We start from the raw sequence: 18,292 nt of genomic DNA, 5'->3' as shown, positions 1-18,292 counted from the left end.
GGAGCGAGAATGGCGGATTATATCATCGTTGGCGGCGGCTCGGCCGGCTGCGTTCTTGCCGCCAGGCTGAGCGAGGATCCCGACCTGTCGGTGGTTCTGCTCGAGGCCGGTCCGCCCGACACCGATCGCTATATCCACATGCCGGTCGGCTTCTTCAAGATGACGTCGGGACCGCTGATCTGGGGCTATGACGCCGCGCCCGGCACGGAGATCAACGGTCGCGTCATGGTCTATCCGCAGGCGCGGGTGCTCGGCGGCGGCTCCTCGATCAATGCGCAGGTTTTCACCCGCGGCTGCCCGCAGGACTATGACGGCTGGGCGACCGACCTCGGCTGCGCCGGATGGAGCTACGCCGATGTGCTGCCCTATTTCGTCCGCTCCGAGGGCAACGACACCTTCGCGGGCCGTGAGCACGGCATCGAGGGTCCGCTCGGCGTTTCCAGCGGCGCGCCGCATCCGCTGACCCGGATCTTCGTCAAGGCGGCGCAGCAGGCCGGCCTGCCTTTCCGAGCCGACTTCAACGCCGGCGAGCAGGAAGGCGCCGGCTTCTACCAGACGACCACGCGCAACGGTAGGCGCTCGAGCACGGCGGTCGCCTATCTCAAGCCCGCCCTGGCGCGACCGAACCTGAGCTTGCGCACCGACGCCACGGTCAGCCGCGTCGTCGTCGAGAACGGCCGCGCCGTCGGCGTCGAGATCGTGGCCACCGGCCGCACCGAGCTGCTGCGTGCCGAGCGCGAGGTGATCGTCACCGCCGGCGCCATCGGCTCGCCGAAACTGCTGCTGCTATCCGGCATCGGCCCGGCCGAGCATCTGAGCCAGCACGGCATCAAAGTGGTGCACGATCTCGCCGGCGTCGGCCAGAACCTGCACGACCACATGGATGTCGACGTCGTCGCCGAACTCAACGGGCCGCACGGCATCGACCGCTACAAGAAGAAGCGCTGGCAGGCCGTCGCCGGTCTCGAATACGCGCTGTTCGGCAAGGGACCGGTGGCTTCCAACATCGTCGAGGCCGGCGGTTTCTGGTGGGGCGACCGCGCCGAGAGGACGCCGGACATCCAGTTCCATTTCCTGCCCGGCGCCGGCGTCGAGGAAGGCATCGGCTCGGTTCCCGGCGGCAACGGCTGCACGCTGAACTCCTACCATGTGCGGCCACGTTCGCGCGGCAGTGTGGCGCTGCGCTCGGCGGATCTGCGCGATGCGCCGATTATCGACCCCAATCCTTTCGCCGAGCGCTACGACCTCGAACGCGCCGTCGACGGCATCGAGATCAGCCGCGAGATCCTGTCGCAACCGGCCTTCGCCAAATACATCAGCCGCGAGCATCTGCCGGGAGCGGCGACGAAGGGCCGCGCGGCGCTCGAAGCCTTTGCCCGCCAGCATGGCCGCAGCGCCTATCATCCGGTCGGCACCTGCCGCATGGGTGACGATGCCGACAGCGTCGTCGATCCCGAGCTTCGTGTGTGCGGTCTTGCCGGCCTGCGCGTCTGCGACAGCTCTGTGATGCCGCGCATCGTCTCTTCCAACACCAACGCAGCGGTGATCATGATCGCCGAGAAGGCGGCGGATATGATCGCGGGCAAGGCACCAGCGGCATAGTTCGATCGTCCTCGAACGTCTCGCGCGGCGGAAAGTCCGCGCGGCTGTAGTCGGCCACGATGAGCCGACCTTGCCGCCGCGCGAACGGCTGCCGCCGAAGTTCTTCAGGCTGGATTGGGCGAAGCCTTCGCCGAAGACCATGCAGCGATCGTCAGCCGGTGACAGCGTGCCGCCGAGCGCCAGCCGCCCCAGACCGGCCGATCGTGCTCATGGAAGGCCGTGCCCGACATATCCACGTCATTGCCGTTGTGATGGAGGTTGGCGATGCCGTAGACATGCGGGGACCTTGCCGTGGGCGCCGTCCAGCATCCTGGCAGTCCAGCGACAGTCCGGCCTTGCCGGTGGGCGCATCGCTGCCGCTCAGCGGTACCGATGCGTCGAACGGATCGGTGAGGCTGTTGAAGCGCACCGAGGAGGAAGGGAGTTGAGCCTGTGACGTTAGGGTCCACTTGCCCTGAAGCGCTCGTTTCTGGTCGGCTTCGATGCTCAGCGCATAACCGAAGGCGTTGTTGCCCTACCCTCGCGGAGCAGATCGCGCAAAGACTGGGCGCCCGCCGGTTGATTGCCGTGGTTCTCGCATCGCTGATGGCAATTGCGGACTGCCGCTGCAGATGTGGAACACGGTCCTCAACGCGCCGTTCTTCCAAGCCTTCGAACTGGCTGTGATCGACGACGAGGGCGAGCATCCATTGGTTTCTCCATGCCAGCGGAGACAAAGGCCGGATGGAAACATGGTCAAGGTCAGTCCGGCGCACTGGGGGATGGCACCTCAGAGAGGGCAGACACGCCCCCCTGCTACCAGATGCAGACTGTGGATAGTAATCGTCGGCTTACCATGTGCCGGCATCCCAATGAAGGCGCAAACAGTGCGCCTAAGCTGAGGCTGCATCAATTAAGACGCGCCCCCGCCCAATACTGGCATCCGACGCTTTCATGTTCCGAACCTCAAATCCTCGTATGCGTCGGCCGCTGGGTTTTTTCAGGCAGGGATTTCGTGGGAGGAGTTATGCACTGGCTTGAGCGAATAGCGGAACGGATGGCGAAAGGCGTTGCGCGCGCCAGTTCCTGATCGTTATGAAACCCCGGCACGAAGCGTAACGTGCAGATCGCGCATGGCCGCCGCCCTTTTTTTCGCCGGCGATGGGGTCCGTCAGGCCCGCACCAGTGGGCTGCCAGAATCTGTAGGCGATGCCGATCCTGGTCTTAACGGTCCGTGCTCGACATACGAAGAGTTTGTATCGAGCACTCAGGCCGGTGCGACGGTGATGATGCCAAATTCATCGAGCCTACGGCCTCATTGCGGACTACGACGACTTCCTCGACCGGGTCGGGCTCAATCGCCATCCTCCCTTTTTGTTCTGAGAGGGATAAGGCCGGACGGAAGGGAGCTAAGAAGCAGAACGATGCACACGCAAAGCAGCACTACGTCTTTGTAGAGAAACTCTCCCGCGAGATTCCATGCAATGGGATCGGCGGAGATGCTCCATATCACCACTCCGGGGGTCGTAAAGAAAAATGACCAAGTGATCAAAAAAGTACCGACGCCGATCAACGCTCCGAGCGCGGATAGGACGGGCACAAAAGCGCCCAATGCGAGGAGAAGTGCCGTCGACAGCTCTATATAGCCCAGAAGATAAGCCTCGCCCTCAATTCCGAAAATCTGCAGCCAGGAAACAAACGGACTGTGCGAAATATATAAAGCGATTCCCTGTGCCGACTGCGGTGTGAATTTCTGAATCCCGAACGATACGAAAATCAGCACCATTACCCACCTGAGGATGGCGAGCGGCCAATACGAGCCGAAGCCTTTCTCAGCAATGTTGAACTCTCTTTGCATCCTGTGTCCTTTGCCTGAGGCGATACTCGCAACGGATAGCCGCACCGCAACGGCGCGTTTAGCCCGCAGCAGCCAGTTCCGTTGCTACAACCTGCTTCGTCGGCACCGACGCTTTGTTACATGCGCATTCTGGAAAAGGAGCGCCAAGCGGCAATTGGCGCCAAGCGGAATTGCGCACTCGCTGTAAGGGCTGCCTTCGGCAGGTCTCGGGGAACATCGCCAGATATCCGAAATTTGGATGGGTGACGGGTACAAGCGGCGGTATCGGATGGCCAAAGACACGTCTCGAAAGCAGGAGCAAAAACGCACCGCCACAAGCCTGATCGAGGAAGCGGCTGAGCGGAGTTTCCTCGCCCGCTAAGCGGCCAAGGTCCACGAGAATGCGGACATGTCCGTGCAGCTAGGCTAGCTCGGCGGTGGCGTCCAATGATGATGGGCCCTCTCGAGCAGAGTTGAAACCAAACCATGAGGCTGCGAATTGCTCCGATCTGACCTCGGCAAGCAGAGTAGATGAGCGACATCGGGCGCAAGGGGTGCCATTCCGCAGAAGCTGAGCGAAATATCGATGGTGGGATCGGCTTCTTGAATCGATTTCGGCGAACTGCTTCGTAACCTGCTGGCGAACCCGCTCATCTGGCGGAACGTGCCGGTTAAGAACCTTCGACGCATCCATGTTGAAGAGCTTCTAGGCCGCTTCATCGCCACGCCCCACAAGGCCAAACACCTATTGGTCGGCATACGCAAGCTGGTCTATGTCGCGCTACGGCAAGGCTGGATCGAAATCGACCCCACAGCGGCGGTCGAGTGGCGTCCTGCCTATGCCGGCTGGAAAGCATGGTCTCGCGAGGCCATGGCACAATTCGAAAAGCGTTGGCAGCTCGGCACCGCAGCGCGCACCTGCTACGGGTTGGCACTTTGGCTCGGCAACCGCCGCGGCGACGTCGCGGGCCTGCGCTGGGATCAGAGAGTCACTCGTCGTGTGTTCATCGATGGTATCGAGCGTCACTTCGATGGGTTTGATATCGTTCAGGCCAAGAATAAGGGACGAACCGGCGGTAAGCGGCTTTTTGTGCCGATCACACCGATGCTGTCTGAGATCCTGGATGCGGCCGACGGGCGCGGCGAGACTGTCCTGGTTAACGGCTACGGTGAGCCTTTCTCCGCCAAGTCGCTGACTGGAATGATGGCGCATTGGTGCAAGCTTGCCGGCCTGCCGAAGGGACTGACCCTCCATGGACTGAGGAAGTCGCTTGGCGTCTATCTGGCCGAGGCAGAGGCTTCGACCAGGCAGCTCATGGATGTGCTTGGTCACGACGACATCGATCATGCCGAGCTCTATTCGCGCGAGGCATCGCAGGTACGGCTGGCGGTCCAGGGGATGGATCGAGTCGTGCGTCTGGTGACGCGCAAGCCGATGCTTGGCGAACCTATTGGCGAACCTCGTGGCGAACCACCCTGTAAGGCATTGATAAATGGCGATAATGGTGGGCCCGGAGGGACTCGAACCCCCAACCAAGCGGTTATGAGCCGCCGGCTCTAACCATTGAGCTACAGGCCCCACGCGGGCTGGCTTAGTGTTTTTCGCTCGTCCGCACAAGGCTTTCGAAAGCGCTGGCGCAAAACGCCAAAATCAGCCCATATTCGCGCCGTAGAGCGGCCTGCGCCCATAGGGCGCGAAACAAGATCCGGCCCTTGCGCCGCACCGCCGGGAATCGACGCGTTCGCGGGTCGAGGCAGATGCGGCGCGGAGCCTCGGATCGCAGACTTCGAGGAGTTTTCATGACCAGACATCTTTTGCCCATCGCGCTCGCTGCCGCGGTCGCGTTTCCGGCGCTGGCGAGCGCTGCCGACATCCAGCCTGCGCCCCGCATCGTCGTGTCCGGCGAAGGCGAAGCGACGGTGGCGCCGGACATGGCGATCCTTTCGCTCAGCGTCATGCGCGAGGCCAAGAGCGCGCGCGAAGCGCTCGATGCCAACAACGACGCCATGGCGGCGATGATCGCGGCGATGAAATCTGCGGGCATTGCCGAACGCGACCTGCAGACCGCCGGCATACAGATCAACCCGCGCTACAACTACATCAACAAGACCGACGGCAGCCAGGAAGCGCAGCTCGTCGCCTATCAGGTGACCAACACGCTGTCGGTGCGCGTGCGCGATGTCGACAAGACGGGCGAGATTCTCGACAAGGCGGTGTCGCTCGGCGTCAATCAGGGTGGCGGCATCACCTTCACCAATGACGATCCGAAGCCGACGATCACCGAGGCGCGCAAGAAGGCCGTCGCCGACGCCATGGCCAAGGCAAAGACTCTTGCGGAAGCGGCCGGCGTCAGCCTGGGCAAGGTGCTCGAGATCACCGACCAGAATATCGCGCCGGCGCCGATGCCGATGGCGGCCAAATCGTTCGACGCCGCCCGTTCGGCCGTGCCAGTGCAGGCCGGCGAAAATTCCTACAACGTCCAGGTCACGGTCACCTTCGAGCTGAAATAACGATCGGCCCGCGCAGGCGCCACCGACGCAAAAAAGCCCCGGAGGATCGGTCCTCCGGGGCTTTTTCGAGACACGCCTCACATCGAGGGGCTCCGCTACTCACAGGCGATCCTCGCAGAGGATCGTCCTTTCCGCTCATCCGTGCTTCAAGATTGATCTTCGCAGAAGATCATATCCAAGGCGATCCTCAAAGAGGATCGTCCGCATAGGCGATACTCCAAGAGAGTCGTCCTTTCGGCCTCAGCGATAGATGATCGGGCAGCCGCGCTCGTTGGCGAACACCACCACCACGCGGTCGCCATACTGGCGGCCAGCGACCTTCACCGTGCGACGGCTGATGTCGACGATGCGGACGCGGTGCAGACCCATGCGCTCGGCTTTGTCGAGGGCGCGGTCCGGCGAGCAGCCGCGCCAGCCACGGTCGCGACGCCAGTCGCGGCGATAGCCGTCGTCGTCGCCGGTGTAGATGCCGAAACGCGGGTCATGCCTGTCTCCGAAACCGAGATAGAGGCTGTCCGCATGCGCCGGAATGGCGGCCAAGGTGCCAAGTCCGACAAGAGCCGAAAGGGCTGCCGTCTTGATCGTGTTGAACATCGTCTTCTCTCCTTGTTGTGGGCTGTCGCCCCTAGAACCGATGATTGGAAAATGCCTTTTTGCGTCTGAATTTTCCGCGAACCGGCCGTTCATATCCGGTTCATGTAAGCGCGAACCCGCCAGGGTTCGTCGCTCGTGGTCAAAAGCGCTAACCCCGCCAGGGTTCCAAACGCGAACCCGCAGGGTTCGTCGTTCCTCGTCATAAAGCCCCCTCAGGGTTCGTCGTCAAATGCAAACCGGTTACGGTTCGTCATCCAGTATATAATCAAAGTAGTCGTCTGGCTCGGCCAGATCGGTTTCCTTGGCCTTCACGCGGCCCTGGATCGAAATGCCGGCTTGGTGCACGGTCTCGGCACTTCCCGAAACAAGCCTGTGCCACCAGTAGAGATCATGGCCCTCGGCGATAAGACGGTAGGCGCAGGTCTTTGGCAGCCAGGTGATGGTGCGCACATTCTGCGGCGTCAGGGCGACGCAGTCGGGCACCCGCGCCAGGCGGTTGGCATAGTCGGAGCAGCGGCAGTTCTCCGCGTCGAATAGCCGGCAACCGACGCTTGTCCAGAAGATCTCGCCCGTATCCTCGTCCTCGAGCTTCGACAGGCAGCATTTGCCGCAGCCGTCGCATAGCGATTCCCATTCGGCCGGGGTCATCGCTTCGAGCGTCTTCGTTTTCCAGAATGGCGCGGTCATTTCGGTGGATTTGGCCCTCCGCAGCCTTTCGGTCAAGCGTGCGGTGACGGGTGACCCAGTATCAACATTAGAAAAACACGAAATTGCCTTCAAAAGGCCGGCCAAGCATCCTTGGCTGGCGCCAATGCCCGACGGAACCAATTGCGGTTGACGAAAGTTTGGGCAGGGATGGGACCCCACTAGGAGAAAATCGATATGAAACGCCAACCACGGATTCTGGCGGGTACGGCAATCGGCCTGCTTATGGCATCCGCGCCGTTGGGCGCGTATCCGCTGCAGGGGGGTGTGGCTTCCGGAAGCCTGCACGGCGCGCCGCTCGTGCTGGCTCAGGCCGCTTGCGCAGAAGGCCAGTCGGCAGAGGAATGCGCGCAGGGGGGAGCCGAGCAGCCGCGCAAAAGGAAGCGCGAACAGCAGCAACAAAGCGAATCGGCGCCGGCAACCGAACAAGCAGCACCTGCTGAGAGCGAGCAGAAGCCGCGCCGGAAGCGGCAAGAGCAGCAGCAGATGGAGGGCGGCCAATCCGGGGAGGCTGCCCCGGCCGAGCAGCAATTCAAGCCGCGCAAGAAACGCGATCAGCAGCAGCAGACCGAGGCTGCACCCGCCGATCAAGGCGGCCAGCCCGCGACCGACGAACAGCAATTGAAGCCCCGCAAGAAGCGGGACCAGCAACAGACCGAAGCAGCGCCGGCCGATCAGGGCGGGCAGCCTGCAACCGACGAGCAACAGCCGCGCAAGAAGAAGCGCAACCAGGCCAAATCGGCGCCGGCTGAGCAACCGGCCGAGCAGGTCGCGCCCGACCAGCAGCAACAGCTACGCAAGAGGAAACTCAATCAGCAGCAGAGCGAGACGGGCCCGGCCGAGCAGGTCGCCCCGGACCAGCAGCAACCGCGTAAGAGGAAACTCAATCAGCAGCAGCAGAGCGAGACGGCCCCGGCCGAGCAGGCCGCCCCCGACCAGCAGCAACAGCTGCGCAAGAGGAAGCTCAATCAGCAGCAGGAAGCCGCGCCTGCCGAACAGCAGCCAGAACAGCCGGCAAATGACAACCAGCCCGGAAAGAAACGGAAGCAGGGCCAGCAACCTGCCGAGCAAGGCCAAGCCCCGGCCGAACAGGCCCCCGCAGGTCAGGAGTCTCGCAAGCTCAAGCCCTTGCCGGTTCCGGGAACGGAGCAGGCGCCGGCCGGAACCGAGCAGGCGCCGGCTCAAGGCGAACAGCCTTCGAACCAGAACAAGAGGCAGGCCAAGAAGCCGCTTACCGAGCAGCCCGCAACAGGGCAGCAGCAGCCTGCCACGGGTGAACAGCCTGCCATTAACAATCAGCCCGAGACTGGCGGCAATGCCGCGCAAGGCGAAACTCCCGCCAACCCGAACGAGGCGCCTCTCCTCGACAGCCAGAAGGATGTCTTGCGCAGACACCAGGGCCGCCGGCCGGCCGGCCAGAACGAGAATGGCCAGGTCGAGCAAGGCGGCAACCAGGCCGGACAGCAAGCCGAGAGGCAGGCCCCTGTCAATCAGGGCCCGCCGCCCACCGACGACAAGACGGCGCAACAGGCGATCCAGCCTGAAAAGATTGCTCCTGTCATCGAGGAGAAGGGCAAACGCGTCGACCTCACGCCCCAAGAGATTGTCCGCGAGCGTCGCCGGCCGCAGGGCGCGGATGTCGTGAAGCAGTTCGGCGACCGCGTGATTCTCCAGTTCAACAACCAGACCTTCGTGGAAAGCAACGAGGCTCCCCGCATCACCCGCGGTGCCAGGGATGTCTACTATGAGGATCTTTCAGGCGGCCGCACCCGCGAAATCGTGGAGCGCGACAACGGCATCAGGATCATCACCATCCGCAACCGCAATGGCGACGTCATCCGGCGATCGCGCATTACCCCGGATGGCCGCGAATATGTGCTGAGCTATGTCGACGAGCGCTACTACAACGATGTCGACGAGTGGCGCGATCCCGGCGACGACCTGCCGCCGATGCGGCTCGACATCCCGCGCCGGGACTATATCCTGGATTCGGAGGAAGTCGAGGATCCGGACGAGTATTATACCTTCCTCGAGCAGCCGCCGGTGGAAAGGGTGCAGCGTCTCTACTCGATCGACGAGGTCAAGCGGTCGGCCCGCGTGCGCGACATCGCCCGGCGCATCGATCTCGACACGCTGAACTTCGACTTCGGCTCGGCCACAATCTCCGACACCGAGGTGCAGAAGCTCGATGGCGTTGCCAGCGCCATGGAAAAACTGCTGAAGAAAAATCCGGCCGAGACCTTCCTGATCGAAGGCCACACCGACGCCGTCGGCACGCCGGACGCGAACCTCGCGCTGTCGGACCGCCGCGCAGAGGCGGTCGCCGAGGCGCTCACCAACGCCTTCGGCATCCCGGCCGAGAACCTCACCACGCAGGGTTATGGCGAGCAATATCTCAAGGTGAACACGCCCGGTCCGAACCGCGAGAACCGGCGTGTCGCCATCCGCCGGATCACCTCGCTGGTGGCGCCCGTGGCGAGCAACAGCGAGCAGTAATTGAGCGTTTGATTTCAAGATCCTGCCCGGATCTTCGGAATCAGCGCGCAAGATGAGGCCCGTCCGCTTCGGACGGGCCTTTTTCCTTGTCGGCTCAAGAAGAATTGTCCTGCCTTGCCCGCCTGCTCATTGAATCGCCGCATTGCGGCACCCAGATTCTGTCCAGGGCGTTCCCTGCCCTGTCCCGACTCCAGCGGGACACACTGAGCCCCGTCGGGTCCCCTCCCCGGCGGGGTTTTTGTCTTGAAAACAGGGCCTATCTGGCCGAAATACCCTCTATCGCAATTCGACCGGAACCCTTCATGAAGCGTCTCGAACTCGCCATCGAATCCGTCATCCTCGCCTCGCGCTGGCTGCTGGTCGCCTTCTATCTCGGGCTCGGCGTAGCGCTCGCGACATATGCCTTGTCCTTCGGCAAGAAGCTTTACGAGTTTGTGATAAGCGCCTTCACGCTCGGCGACACCGACACGATCCTGAAGATGCTCGGCCTGATCGACGCCGCGCTGGTCGCCTCGCTGGTGGTGATGGTGATCATCTCGGGCTACGAGAATTTCGTCAGCCGCTTCGACGAGCAGGACGGCGAGGTGCATTGGCTGGGCACGATCGATGTCGGCTCGCTGAAGGTCAAGGTCGCCTCGACCATCGTCGCGATCTCGTCGATCCACCTGCTGCAGGTTTTCTTGAACTCCGTATCCTACACCACCGACCAGCTGATGTGGCTGACCATCATCCACCTCGCCTTCGTCGTCTCGGCGCTGATGCTGGCCTATATCGACCGGGTGATGGCGCTGGCGAAAGGCAAAAAGGCCGAGGCGGCGGAGTAGACCGCCGAAGCCCGTCAGTAGATTCTTTTGACCTTGGTCTGCGAGTTCGCGAACACCTCGTCCGGGACGAAAAAATCACCGGCAAGCTGATCGGCCGCGCCCGGCGCATAGGCCGAAAAGTCCGTGACGCCTTCTTCGCGCAGAACCTCTTCGTCGATGTAGAAATTACCGGTCGCCTCGCGCGACGGGCGCATGAAGATCGCATGCGCCGCATCGGCCATGATGTCGGGCGAGCGGCTCATCGCCGCCACCGTCGCACCGCCGAGAAGATTGCGCACCGCGGCCGTGTCGATGGTCGAGATCGGCCACAGCGAGTTGACGGCGATGCCGGCTCCGGCGAACTCGGCGCTCATGCCGAGCGTGCACATCGACATGCCGAACTTGGCCATCGTGTAGGCGACATGGTTCTTGAACCATTTGGCCTTCATGTCGAGCGGCGGCGCCAGATTCAAAATGTGAGGGTTCTTGGCCAACTTCAGGTGCGGAATGCACATCTTAGAGACCAGGAAGGTGCCGCGCGTGTTGATCTGGTGCATCAAATCGTAGCGCTTCATGTCGGTCTCCAGCGTGCCGGTGAGCTGGATGGCGCTGGCATTGTTGACGCAGATGTCGATGCCGCCGAACGTCTCGACGGTTCTCGCCACCGCATCGGCGACCTGCGCCTCGTCGCGGATGTCGCAGAGCACCGGCAGCGCCTTGCCGCCCGCCTGCTCGATTTCTTCGGCCGCCGTGTAGATCGTGCCCGGCAGTTTCGGGTGCGGCTCGGCGGTCTTGGCCGCGATCGTCACATTGGCGCCGTCGCGGGCCGCGCGCAGCGCGATCGCCAGCCCGATGCCGCGCGATCCGCCCGAGATGAACAGCGTCTTTTCCTTGAGCGACATCCTTCGCCTCCCTCTTCGATGTGGAGGCAAATTGCGCGGCGCACGGCCATGGCGCAAGACCCAAGGAGCCAATCGGAGATTACGCTGCGTCGTGCCGGAAGCAGCCCTAGACGAGCACCAGACCCTGCCGCATGGCAATCGCGATCGCATCGGTGCGGTTGACGGCGCCGAGCTTGATCAGGATGGCGGCGACATGGAATTTCGCCGTGTGCACGGAAATGTTGAGCCGCCGGGCGATGACCTTATTGGGCGCGCCTTCGGCCAGCAGCGCCAGCACTTCCGCCTCGCGCGGCGACAAGGAAGGCCGCGCCTGGTTGTCGTCCGCCACGTCATCTTCCGCGAGCTCGTCATGGAAATCGCCATGCACGGTCGCCGACGCCCTTGCCCTGTCGATGCGATAGCCCGAAGCGGCGAGCCGCGCCGCGGCGGCGACCAACAGGCCATCGGCCGACGGCGGCAGCACGGCGACCACGTTGCCGGGAAGCCGCTCGTGCCCGCTATGGCGGGACAGCAGGACGACGGGCATCGTCGAGCCGATGGCTCGGCTTTCCAAGGCGGTGTCGTCGGTCACGGCGACATCGGCTGCTTGATCTGTGCCGCTCGCGGCCAGCGACGGCAACAGATCGTCGCTGGCGCCAAGCGCATCGGCCAGTTGCTCAGCGCGCCCAGCGTCGCCAAGCGCGATCAGCACCGTCAGCCGGTGAGTTGCCGGCTCCGGTCTCGCAATCGTCTGTGCCGCGCTGCTGGCCATCGATCCTCTCAGCTCAGCGGCTTCTCGCCGATGGTGATCGACACGTCACGCTCGGCGCCGCCGCTCGAAACGCCGAGCGTCACGGTCGTGCCGGCGCTGTCCGGCCCGAGCTTGCGGATCAGCTCGCGCGGACCATGCACGGCCTCGCCGTTCCAGGCGACGACGATGTCGCCGACATGCAGGCCGGCGGCCTTGGCCGGGCCGTTGTCGTCGAGGCTCATCACCATGGCGCCTTTCGTATCGCCATTGCGGATCGGGTGCAGCCCGGCGCCGAGATAGCCGCGCGTGACATGGCCTTTCTCGCGCAGCGTCGCCACCGCCCGCTCAATCGTCTCGTAGGGCATGACGAGCGCACGCCGGCGCGGCCCGAACAACAACATGCCGATCAAGCCACCCTTGGCGTCGAGCACGGGCCCGCCCTCGAAGCGCCCGCCGGTGTTGATGGCGAGGTTGATGCGCCGGTCGATCGTGCCGCCGCGCATCGAGCGCCAGGCCGGCCCGACCTCGCCGACCGTGCCGAACACCGCAAGCGCGGCACCATCGCTGTTTCCCACCGCGATCGCCACATTGCCGGGCCGCACGGCGCCGGCCTGAGCGAGTTGCGGCAAACCGGCAGCGGCGGAAGCCGGCTTCAGCACGGCAACGCCCGTCGACGGATCGCGTCCGACAAGCTCGGCCTTCACGGTTTCACCGGAAGCCAGCGTCAAATCGATCTCCTCGCCGGCTTCGACCGCTTCCTCGGCGCTGACGAAGTAGCCGTCGCACCAATGGAAGGCGCTCGCGGTGCGGTGATGGTGCGTGACGAAGCTCGCCAGCGCGGGGGCCGCGGCGGCCGCGACATCGGCGATCGCGTCGGAAAAGGCACTGAGATTGAAGTCGCTCATAAGACTGTCTCCTGGGTTCGGTGACCCAGATATCGCTCGGTAACGCCGCCGCGGGTACTCGCCTGACGGCTAGTCGCCGGCCGGACTGGCCATCTGGTCAGGTCGCGGCAATTGCGGCTGCTCCGCACATATAGTCATCATTTTCGCTGGACACACTGGAGCCCTGCCCATGGCCTTCGCCGCCGAAAAACTCCAATCGGATGACGCCTTGCTCGACACTTACTCGGCCACGGTTGCCGATGCCGTCGACCGCATCGGTCCGGCTGTCTGCCGCATCGAGCGCATCGGCGCCGGCGGCCACGGCTCCGGCTTCGTCATCTCGCAGGACGGGCTGGTCGTCACCAACTTCCATGTCGTCGGCGATGCGCGCGCCGTGCGCGTCACCATGCCGGACGGTGCTTCACGCGAAGGCCACGTGCTAGGCCGCGATCCGGATACCGACATTGCGCTGGTGCGCGCCGACGGCAGTTTCGCCGATGTCGCTCCGCTGGGCGATTCCAAGCGGCTGCGCCGCGGCCAGATCGCGATCGCGATCGGCAATCCGCTGGGTTTCGAATGGACCGTCACCGCCGGCGTCGTCTCCGCGCTCGGCCGGTCGATGCGCGCCTCGACCGGCCGGCTGATCGACGACGTCATCCAGACCGACGCCGCGCTCAATCCCGGCAATTCGGGCGGGCCGCTGGTGTCTTCGGCGGGCGAGGTGATCGGCGTCAACACCGCCATGATCCACGGCGCGCAGGGCATCGCCTTCGCGGTCGCCTCCAACACCGCCAATTTCGTCATATCGGAAATCATCCGCTTCGGCCGCGTGCGCCGCGCCTTCATCGGCGTTTCCGCCGACACGACCAACCTGCCGCGCCGGGCAGCACTTCTGTCGCAGGTGACCACGAACACGGCCGTGCGCCTGCGAAGCGTCGAGAAGAACGGTCCCGCCGCCAAGGCCGGGCTGAAGGAGGGCGACATCATCGCGGCAATAGACGGCCGGCCGGTGACCGGCGTCGACGACCTCGTGCGCATGCTCGATGCCGAGCGTATCGGCCGCGAGACGCTCTGCACCGTCGTACGCCGCACCGGCGTTAGCCAGGTGGCGGTGACGCCGGTGGCACGGACGAACTAAGCCTCTGCGACCGTACCTTCGGCGTATTGCGCCAAAAATTCCTCGCTGGGCGGGATCGGCTTGATCACGTCGATCAGCACGCCATTGGGATCGCTGGTGATGAAATGGCGTTGGCCGAAGGGCTCGTCTCGCAAGCTGCGCAGGATCGGCAGACCGGCGGCAACCACGCGCTCGTAGACGGCGTCAGGATCGCGGACCTCGAAATTGATCAGCAAGCCGGACGTGCGTCCGCGTCCCTCCTCCGGGATTGTCTCATGGTCGCCTTGGACGATGCCGAGATTGACGCGCCGGTCCTCTGTCGACTGCAGATGCACATACCAGTCGCTCTCGAAGAGTGGCTTGAAGCGGAAATGCGCGACGTAAAAGGTCGCGGTGCCTGCGACATCGTCCGTCATTAGCACCGGATAGTAGCTGGTCGTCTTCATCTTTCCTTCTCCTCTCGTTCGACATACAGTCTGTATGTAAGTGCAATAACATACAGGCTGCATGTATGCAACAGGAGTCGGGACGCCGCTCCAACCGCGACCGCACCGAGGGGACGCGCGCCGATCTGATCCGCGCGGCGCGAAAGCTGTTCACGGAAAAATCCTATGCCGAGACCGGCACGCCGGAGATCGTCGCCGAGGCCGGCGTGACGCGCGGCGCGCTTTATCATCATTTCACCGACAAGCAGGCGCTGTTCGCCGCGGTCGTCGAGCAGGAGGCGGCAGCGGTCGCGGCGGAGATCGACCATGCCTCGCCGCCGTCGCTGTCGGCGCGTGAGGCGCTCATCGCCGGCTCGGACGCCTATCTTAAGGCGATGCGCGCGCCCGGCCGCACGCGGCTTCTGCTGCTCGATGGGCCGGCCGTGCTTGGCCGCGCCGCCATGGACGAGATCGACAACCGCCATGGCAACCGCTCGCTCCGCGAGGGCCTGGTCGCGGCGATGCGGGCGCAAGCGGTGACCAGACTGCCGGCCGAGGCGCTGACCGCCCTGCTGGCCGCGGCTTTCGACCGGGCAGCTTTGGCCATTGAGGCCGGCGCGTCTGCCGCGGATTACCGCGCGGTGCTGATCGCGCTCATGGACGGCTTGTCCCCGGCTCCTCCTCCGTCCAAACGCCCGGCTCCATCTCGTTGAAGCAGCCAAGCTGGCGCTTGAACTCGTCGATCAGCCAGGTCGCCGCCGGCTTGGGGCTGCGGTCGGCGCGATGCATGGCATAGAGCGGCGAGCGCACCTCGCGATAGGGTTCCAGATCGAGCTCGACCAACCGGCCGCTGGCGAGGTCGTCGGCGATCAGCCAGCGTGGCAGGCCGCCCCAGCCGAGACCCTCGCGCATCAGCGCGTGCTTGGTGCGCACATCCGTCAACCGCCAGGTCCGATAGGCGAACACGCCATAGTCGCGCCCGCGCGTCCGCTCCGACTGGTCGGAGACGACGAGTTGGATATGCTCGCGCAGGTCCTCGACGGCCACCGGCTTCGGCAGTTTGGCCAAGGGATGGTCGGGCGCCGCCGCCGGCACCATCGAGGTGAAGCCGATGCGCAGCAGAGTGACGTCGGCATCGCCTTGCAGGCCGCCAAAGCCCAGATCCGACTGGCCGCTGACGACCTGGTCGACGATCAGGCCGAGCGAGCCGATATAGAGCCGCAGCATCACCGCCGGGAACTGGGCTTCGAAGGCCTTGAGCACGCGCACCAGGGCCGGTGAAGGCAGCGCCACGTCGACCGATATCGCCACTTCCGCTTCAAGCCCTTGCCGGTAGCCGTCGGCGCGCGAGCGGATGCGCTGCAGGACGCCGATCATGCGCCGCGCATCTTCCAGCATCGCCTTGCCGACATCCGTCAATTGCGGCTCGCGCACGCCCTCGCGCTCGAACAGTTTCAGGCCAAGCTGAGCTTCGAGATTGGCGATGCCGTAGCTCACCACTGACTGCGCCCGGTTGAGCTTGCGACCCGCGGCCGAGAAGCTGCCGGTGTCGGCCACGGCGACGAGGATTTGGAGCTGATCCAAGGTAGGGTTTGGTTGCATACTAAGCCATCCATTTTGTTGATGGATTGTATGCATATTATGCCAGTTTCCCTGATATGGCGGCAATCCCATATTGGCGGGGAAAGTTCAATCCAACCCAAGGGACACCGCCATGTCTATTCTTCTCGTTACCTCCAGCCCGCGCGGCGCCGCTTCGCATTCGACCCGCGTCGCCACCGATCTTGCCCAAAAGCTCGTTGCCGCCGATCCGTCCAACACGCTGGTCGTACGTGATCTGGTCGCCAATCCGCTGCCGCACATCGACCCTGATTACGCCTCCGGCATCTACACGCCGGCCGAAGCCCGCACCGCGCGCCAGGCCGAGGTCGTCGGCGTTTCCGACGCCGTGCTCGACGAGCTTTTTGCCGCCGACACCGTGATCCTCGCCACCGGCTTCATCAACTTCAACATCTCCTCGACGTTGAAGTCCTGGGTCGACCACGTCGCCCGCTCCGGCAAGACCTTTGCCTATGGCGAAGGTGGCCCGAAGGGGCTCGTCAGCGGAAAGAAGGTCTATATCGTGCTCGCTTCCGGCGGCATCTATTCGGAAGGCGCCGCGGTGCAGATGGACCATGCGGTCCCGTATCTGCGCAGCGTGCTCGGCTTCCTCGGCATGACCGATGTCGAAGTCATCCGCGTCGAGGGCGTCGGCATGGGCGCCGACGCCGTCACGGCAGCGCTTGCCAAGGCCACGGCCAAGGTCGATGCGATCGCTGCCGCCAGTGCCGATCAGGTCGCCGCCGCGGCCTGATCACCGATGCCGGGAATGAAAGGGGCAGGCGCCCGCCAGCGCCTGCCCCTTTTTGCATTCGCGCTCGCGGCCGGCACTGGTGATCGTGGCGATCCAAAACGCCGTGCCGATCTGGAACGACTTTTTCTTCCCGCTGGTGCTGATCACCTCCGACAATTTGAAGACACTGCCGCAAGGGCTGACCGTGTTCGTCGGCGAATTCACCACCGACTGGGGGGGTGTTGTTCACCGGGCTGACACTGGCGGCGCTGCCGATTACCTTGCTCTATCGTGCTGTCGAAGCAGTTCATTTCCGGCATCACGCAAGGCGCGGTCAAATAGGCGCGGTCCAACAACGAAGTCAGGACATCGAAAGTGGCGAACCAGAACAAGATCATCATCACCTGCGCGGTCACAGGCTCGATCCACACGCCATCGATGTCGCCGCATCTGCCGGTGACGGCGGAAGAGATCGCGACCGCCGCCATCGAGGCGGCCGAGGCAGGTGCCGCGATCGTCCATCTTCACGCCCGCAATCCGGTCGACGGACGTCCCGACCAGTCGACCGAGGCCTTCGCGCCTTTCCTGCAGGTCATCAAGCAGCGCTCCAATTGCGTCGTCAACATCACCACCGGGGGCGCGGCGACGATGAGCGTGGAGGAACGCGTCAAGCCGGCGAAGGTGTTTGCGCCTGAGGTCGCGTCGCTCAACATGGGGTCGATGAATTTCGCGCTGTTCCCGATGCTGGAGCGCTTCAAGACCTTTGAGCATGATTGGGAGCGGCCTTATCTGGAATCCTCGCGCGACCGCATCTTCCGCAACACCTTCGGCGACATCGAGCACATCTTGCGCACCTGCGCCGACAATGGCACGCGCTTCGAGATCGAATGCTACGACATCGGCCATCTCTACACGCTGGCGCATTTCGTCGAGCGCGGCCTGGTGAAGGCGCCCTTCTTCGTTCAGAGCGTGTTCGGCATTCTCGGCGGCATCGGCACGCATCCGGAGGATGTCGCGCACATGAAGCGCACGGCCGACCGCCTGTTCGGCAACGACTATCATTGGTCGGTGCTCGGCGCCGGCCGCCATCAACTGCCGATCGCCACGCAAGCGATCGCGCTCGGCGGCAATGTGCGGGTCGGCCTGGAGGATTCGCTATGGATCGGCAAGGGCAAGCTTGCCCGCTCCAGCGCCGAGCAGGTGACCAAGGTGCGCCAGATCATCGAAGGCCTCGGCGCATCGATCGCCACGCCCGACGAGGCACGGCAGATCCTGCAGCTCAAGGGCGGCGACAAGGTCGCGTTCTGAGCGGGTTGTAGGCAACCGGTTCTTGGGGCGTTGCAAAAGCAGCGGAAATAACGTCGCGCCGCGATTG

17 protein-coding genes, 1 tRNA gene and 1 pseudogene are annotated in these 18,292 nt (G+C 64.0%); 9 read left to right on the top strand and 10 right to left on the bottom strand.

Annotated elements, in window-relative coordinates:
- The first annotated feature begins 9 nt into the window (after nt 1-9).
- On the top strand, nt 10-1,602 hold the full coding sequence (locus P9273_RS14120) for a GMC family oxidoreductase (RefSeq protein ID WP_278049452.1): 1,593 nt from the start codon (nt 10-12) through the stop codon (nt 1,600-1,602).
- 1,333 nt (nt 1,603-2,935) lie between these two features.
- On the opposite strand, the gene P9273_RS14115 is transcribed toward P9273_RS14120, so the two are convergent.
- Entirely contained in the window at nt 2,936-3,439 is a 504-nt protein-coding gene (locus P9273_RS14115) for a DUF417 family protein (protein ID WP_040996637.1), read from the bottom strand.
- An 850-nt stretch (nt 3,440-4,289) separates the two neighbouring features.
- Between P9273_RS14115 and P9273_RS14110 the strand changes: the two are divergent.
- Nucleotides 4,290-4,730: pseudogene (locus P9273_RS14110) on the top strand (tyrosine-type recombinase/integrase); the annotation flags it as partial.
- Between the two features lie 191 nt (nt 4,731-4,921).
- On the opposite strand, the gene P9273_RS14105 reads toward P9273_RS14110, so the two are convergent.
- Nucleotides 4,922-4,997 (bottom strand) — tRNA-Ile (locus P9273_RS14105).
- A 221-nt stretch (nt 4,998-5,218) separates the two neighbouring features.
- On the opposite strand from P9273_RS14105, the gene P9273_RS14100 reads away from it, so the two are divergent.
- Nucleotides 5,219-5,929, top strand: coding sequence for an SIMPL domain-containing protein (locus tag P9273_RS14100; protein ID WP_278049451.1), 711 nt, complete (start codon nt 5,219-5,221; stop codon nt 5,927-5,929).
- A gap of 240 nt (nt 5,930-6,169) precedes the next feature.
- Here the strand turns inward: P9273_RS14100 and P9273_RS14095 are convergent, their stop codons facing one another.
- Entirely contained in the window at nt 6,170-6,523 is a 354-nt protein-coding gene (locus P9273_RS14095) for a hypothetical protein (protein WP_278049450.1), read from the bottom strand.
- Nucleotides 6,524-6,763: 240 nt separating this feature from the next.
- Nucleotides 6,764-7,210 carry a YcgN family cysteine cluster protein gene (locus P9273_RS14090; RefSeq protein WP_278049449.1) on the bottom strand — a complete coding sequence of 149 codons (447 nt, stop codon included), beginning with the start codon at nt 7,208-7,210 and terminating at the stop codon, nt 6,764-6,766.
- A 243-nt stretch (nt 7,211-7,453) separates the two neighbouring features.
- Between P9273_RS14090 and P9273_RS14085 the strand changes: the two genes are divergently transcribed.
- Together P9273_RS14085 and P9273_RS14080 are read left to right on the top strand one after the other, a co-directional pair.
- Nucleotides 7,454-9,724 carry an OmpA family protein gene (locus P9273_RS14085; protein ID WP_336619389.1) on the top strand — a complete coding sequence of 757 codons (2,271 nt, stop codon included), beginning with the start codon at nt 7,454-7,456 and terminating at the stop codon, nt 9,722-9,724.
- Between the two features lie 302 nt (nt 9,725-10,026).
- Complete coding sequence (locus P9273_RS14080; protein WP_040996650.1) at nt 10,027-10,548, top strand: TIGR00645 family protein; 522 nt, start codon at nt 10,027-10,029, stop codon at nt 10,546-10,548.
- 14 nt (nt 10,549-10,562) lie between these two features.
- On the opposite strand, the gene P9273_RS14075 is transcribed toward P9273_RS14080, so the two are convergent.
- From P9273_RS14075 to P9273_RS14065, 3 genes are all read right to left on the bottom strand, one after another.
- The gene (locus P9273_RS14075) at nt 10,563-11,429 is read right to left on the bottom strand and encodes an SDR family oxidoreductase (protein WP_040996652.1); all 867 of its coding nucleotides are present in this window, start codon (nt 11,427-11,429) and stop codon (nt 10,563-10,565) included.
- A gap of 106 nt (nt 11,430-11,535) precedes the next feature.
- Nucleotides 11,536-12,180 (bottom strand): helix-turn-helix transcriptional regulator, encoded by a 645-nt coding sequence (locus tag P9273_RS14070; protein WP_278049447.1) that lies wholly within the window; start codon nt 12,178-12,180, stop codon nt 11,536-11,538.
- An 8-nt stretch (nt 12,181-12,188) separates the two neighbouring features.
- On the bottom strand, nt 12,189-13,064 hold the full coding sequence (locus P9273_RS14065; protein WP_278049446.1) for a S1C family serine protease: 876 nt from the start codon (nt 13,062-13,064) through the stop codon (nt 12,189-12,191).
- 169 nt (nt 13,065-13,233) lie between these two features.
- On the opposite strand from P9273_RS14065, the gene P9273_RS14060 reads away from it, so the two are divergent.
- Nucleotides 13,234-14,181, top strand: a complete 948-nt coding sequence (locus P9273_RS14060) for a S1C family serine protease (protein WP_278049444.1) — start codon at nt 13,234-13,236, stop codon at nt 14,179-14,181.
- Here the strand turns inward: P9273_RS14060 and P9273_RS14055 are convergent.
- Entirely contained in the window at nt 14,178-14,606 is a 429-nt protein-coding gene (locus P9273_RS14055) for a VOC family protein (RefSeq protein WP_278049443.1), read from the bottom strand. The genes P9273_RS14060 and P9273_RS14055 overlap by 4 nt on opposite strands.
- Nucleotides 14,607-14,671: 65 nt before the next feature.
- On the opposite strand from P9273_RS14055, the gene P9273_RS14050 reads away from it, so the two are divergent.
- Nucleotides 14,672-15,298: a TetR/AcrR family transcriptional regulator gene (locus P9273_RS14050; RefSeq protein ID WP_278049442.1), complete on the top strand. Its 627-nt coding sequence runs from the start codon at nt 14,672-14,674 to the stop codon at nt 15,296-15,298.
- On the opposite strand, the gene P9273_RS14045 is transcribed toward P9273_RS14050, so the two are convergent.
- Entirely contained in the window at nt 15,240-16,187 is a 948-nt protein-coding gene (locus P9273_RS14045) for a LysR family transcriptional regulator (protein ID WP_278049441.1), read from the bottom strand. The genes P9273_RS14050 and P9273_RS14045 overlap by 59 nt on opposite strands.
- Nucleotides 16,188-16,299: 112 nt before the next feature.
- Here P9273_RS14045 and P9273_RS14040 point away from each other — a divergent pair, with 112 nt between their 5' ends.
- Complete coding sequence (locus P9273_RS14040) at nt 16,300-16,938, top strand: FMN-dependent NADH-azoreductase (protein WP_278049440.1); 639 nt, start codon at nt 16,300-16,302, stop codon at nt 16,936-16,938.
- On the opposite strand, the gene P9273_RS14035 is transcribed toward P9273_RS14040, so the two are convergent.
- Nucleotides 16,939-17,094 (bottom strand): hypothetical protein, encoded by a 156-nt coding sequence (locus tag P9273_RS14035; RefSeq protein WP_278049439.1) that lies wholly within the window; start codon nt 17,092-17,094, stop codon nt 16,939-16,941.
- Between the two features lie 198 nt (nt 17,095-17,292).
- On the opposite strand from P9273_RS14035, the gene P9273_RS14030 reads away from it, so the two are divergent.
- Entirely contained in the window at nt 17,293-18,225 is a 933-nt protein-coding gene (locus P9273_RS14030) for a 3-keto-5-aminohexanoate cleavage protein (protein WP_040996669.1), read from the top strand.
- Nucleotides 18,226-18,292: the final 67 nt, after the last annotated feature.

Origin of the sequence: Mesorhizobium sp. WSM4935 (assembly GCF_029625735.1) — a bacterium.
Classification (GTDB): domain Bacteria; phylum Pseudomonadota; class Alphaproteobacteria; order Rhizobiales; family Rhizobiaceae; genus Mesorhizobium.
This window is presented reverse-complemented; position numbering and strand designations above follow the sequence as displayed.

Bases quoted from the DNA above. Each gene is read 5' to 3' on its own strand.
- P9273_RS14120 (WP_278049452.1), top strand. From the start codon at position 10: ATGGCGGATTATATCATCGTTGGCGGCGGCTCGGCCGGCTGCGTTCTT.
- P9273_RS14115 (WP_040996637.1), bottom strand. From the start codon at position 3,439: ATGCAAAGAGAGTTCAACATTGCTGAGAAAGGCTTCGGCTCGTATTGG.
- P9273_RS14100 (WP_278049451.1), top strand. From the start codon at position 5,219: ATGACCAGACATCTTTTGCCCATCGCGCTCGCTGCCGCGGTCGCGTTT.
- P9273_RS14095 (WP_278049450.1), bottom strand. From the start codon at position 6,523: ATGTTCAACACGATCAAGACGGCAGCCCTTTCGGCTCTTGTCGGACTT.
- P9273_RS14090 (WP_278049449.1), bottom strand. From the start codon at position 7,210: ATGACCGCGCCATTCTGGAAAACGAAGACGCTCGAAGCGATGACCCCG.
- P9273_RS14085 (WP_336619389.1), top strand. From the start codon at position 7,454: ATGGCATCCGCGCCGTTGGGCGCGTATCCGCTGCAGGGGGGTGTGGCT.
- P9273_RS14080 (WP_040996650.1), top strand. From the start codon at position 10,027: ATGAAGCGTCTCGAACTCGCCATCGAATCCGTCATCCTCGCCTCGCGC.
- P9273_RS14075 (WP_040996652.1), bottom strand. From the start codon at position 11,429: ATGTCGCTCAAGGAAAAGACGCTGTTCATCTCGGGCGGATCGCGCGGC.
- P9273_RS14070 (WP_278049447.1), bottom strand. From the start codon at position 12,180: ATGGCCAGCAGCGCGGCACAGACGATTGCGAGACCGGAGCCGGCAACT.
- P9273_RS14065 (WP_278049446.1), bottom strand. From the start codon at position 13,064: ATGAGCGACTTCAATCTCAGTGCCTTTTCCGACGCGATCGCCGATGTC.
- P9273_RS14060 (WP_278049444.1), top strand. From the start codon at position 13,234: ATGGCCTTCGCCGCCGAAAAACTCCAATCGGATGACGCCTTGCTCGAC.
- P9273_RS14055 (WP_278049443.1), bottom strand. From the start codon at position 14,606: ATGAAGACGACCAGCTACTATCCGGTGCTAATGACGGACGATGTCGCA.
- P9273_RS14050 (WP_278049442.1), top strand. From the start codon at position 14,672: ATGCAACAGGAGTCGGGACGCCGCTCCAACCGCGACCGCACCGAGGGG.
- P9273_RS14045 (WP_278049441.1), bottom strand. From the start codon at position 16,187: ATGCAACCAAACCCTACCTTGGATCAGCTCCAAATCCTCGTCGCCGTG.
- P9273_RS14040 (WP_278049440.1), top strand. From the start codon at position 16,300: ATGTCTATTCTTCTCGTTACCTCCAGCCCGCGCGGCGCCGCTTCGCAT.